The 2,443-nt window shown below is 68.0% G+C and carries 2 protein-coding genes; both read left to right on the top strand.

The window, feature by feature from the left end; genetic code table 11:
* The first annotated feature begins 268 nt into the window (after positions 1-268).
* The gene (locus ACFWF3_RS32175; RefSeq protein ID WP_379317585.1) at positions 269-1,261 is read left to right on the top strand and encodes a BMP family protein; all 993 of its coding nucleotides are present in this window, start codon (positions 269-271) and stop codon (positions 1,259-1,261) included.
* A gap of 6 nt (positions 1,262-1,267) precedes the next feature.
* Positions 1,268-2,443, top strand: a 1,176-nt coding sequence (locus ACFWF3_RS32170; RefSeq protein WP_379317583.1) for an ATP-binding cassette domain-containing protein, incomplete at its 3' end; no start/stop codon positions are given.

Below are 2,443 nucleotides of genomic sequence, written 5' to 3'. Positions count from 1 at the left end.
CGAGCCCCAGGCTGACACTTAACGGTATACCGCTAAGTGAGCGGTTCGTTCGATCGTAACTCCTCGTAGGCCTGATCCCGCAGCGACTTCTTCGCCGGTTCGTCTGCCACCGCACCATCCTTCTGCTCCTGCACGCCACCACGGTAGTCCGCTCGCGGCATGCGACCGTTTCTTACTTTTCGGTAATCCGCCCGTCATCTCCGAGCCCCAGGCTGACACTTAACGGTATACCGCTAAGTGAGCGGTTCGTTCGATCAAGGAGTACCCCGTGCACAAGTCCACTCGGCGCGCGATCGCCTTCGGCTCGGCCGCGCTCGCCGCCGCTGCCCTCCTGTCGGCCTGTGGCTCCGCCGATTCCACGGCGTCGGGCGGCAAGCTGAAGGTCGGCGTGTTCTTCCCCGGCTCACTGTCGGACACCGGCTTCATGCAGTCCGGATATCTCGGCTACCAGCGCGTCGCCGACGCGCTCGGCGACAAGGTGGAACTCAGCAAGGTCGAACAGGTCGCCGCCAGCGACTACCAGCAGGCCCTGGTCCGCTTCGCCTCGGCCAACGACCTGGTGATCTCCCTCGGCGGCCAGACCGACGCCGACGTGCGCAAGGTGGCGCCACAGTTCCCGAACGTGAAGTTCGTCGAGATCGGCGGACCGGCCGACGCCAAACCACTCGCCAACCTCGCCTACTACGACCCGCAGCAGGCCGAGGCCGAATTCCTCAGCGGCGCGGTATCGGCGGCGGGGTCCAAGTCGGGCACAGTGGCCTTCGTCGGAGGCGTCGAACTGCCCGCGATCGTCAACGCCGCCAACGCCTTCGGCAACGGTGCGCGGTTCGCGAAGCCCGACGCGAAGGTACTCACCCCGCAGTACGTCGGCGACTTCAATGACCCCGCCAAGGCCAAGCAGGCCGCACTGGCCGACTACGGCGCCGGCGCGGGCACGCTCGGCCAGATCGTGAACTTGGGCAAGGCGGGCATGGAGCAGGCCGCCACCCAGTCCGACGCCACGATGGTCGGCGGTCCGATCCCCGGCGACTGCACCAACCCCGCGTACCTGGGCTACGTACACACCGATATCGGCGCCGAGGTCGAGTTCGCGGTGAAGGCCGTTCTGGACGACTCGTGGAAGGCCGAGAACGTGCGCTTCGGGCTGACCTCGCCCAACGACGGCACCGATTTCGTGTTGTGCAGCAAGGACTCCGGGGTCGCCGACGCACTCGCGAAGGCGAAAACGGCCTTGTCCACCGGCGCGGTCAAGCCGTACTGATCCACGATGAGCACTCCCGCATTGACCCTGCACGGGGTCGGTAAGCGCTTCGGTGACGTGCAGGCGCTGCACGATGTGGACGTCACCGTCGAATCCGGCACTGTCCATTGCGTTCTCGGCGAGAACGGCGCGGGCAAGTCCACGCTGTGCAATCTCGTCTTCGGCGGCTACCACCCGGACACCGGACGTATGCAGCTGGGCGGCAAGAGTTTCCGGCCCGACTCCCCCGCCGCCGCGATGGCTTCCGGTGTCGCCATGGTGCACCAGCACTTCAGTCTGGTCACCACCATGACCGTCGCGGAGAACCTGCTGCTCACCCAGCACGGACTCCGGTCGCGCCGCAAGGAGCCGACCGACCGGCTCGACGAGATTGCACAGCGTTACCGCCTGCGCGTCGACCTCGACCAGCAGGTCGCGACCATGCCGGTCGGCGCGAGGCAGAAGGTCGAGATCGTCAAGGCGTTGCTGCGTGATCCGGCGCTGATCCTGCTCGACGAACCGACGGGAGTACTCGATCCGGCCGAGATCGACGCGCTGATCGACACCTGCCGCGCCATCGCCGCCGACGGCAAAGCGGTAGTCCTGGTGACGCACAAACTCGGCGAGGTGGCCAGGGTCGCCGATGCCGCGACCGTGCTGCGCCGCGGCACGGTCGCCGGTGGCGGGCGGATGTCGAACACCACCATCGCCCAGTTGCTCACCGCGATGGTGGGGCGTACCGCCGCCGACCTCGACCCGACCGTCGCCGCGACCATCGGCCTGGATCCCGCCGATTCGGCGACGACAGCAGATTCACCCGCAACGGCTCTCCCGGTCGGCCCTGCCACCGAATCGACCCCGTCTAGCGCCGGTCTCGAGTCGTCTGCCGAATCCGATTCCCCCGCACCGGTTCTCACCATCGATCGAGTGACCGTGCATCGCGCCGACGGCAGCGCGGCGCTCGACGATGCGTGTCTGGTCGTGCGGCCCGGCGAGATCGTCGGAATCGCGGGCGTCGAGGGCAACGGGCAGAGCGAGCTCGTCGCGGTCCTCGCCGGGGCTACCCCGGTGAGCGCCGGCACGGTCACGCTCGCCGACACCGATATCACGACCGCCAACCCCGCCACCCGGACCCGCCACGCCCCGGGGCCTCGCCGCCGAGCTGCGGGACGCGGTCACCCCGCGCACCACGCTGCTCGTCAT

Origin of the sequence: Nocardia sp. NPDC060220 (assembly GCF_042727815.1) — a bacterium.
In the GTDB taxonomy this organism is placed as follows: domain Bacteria; phylum Actinomycetota; class Actinomycetes; order Mycobacteriales; family Mycobacteriaceae; genus Nocardia.
This window is presented reverse-complemented; position numbering and strand designations above follow the sequence as displayed.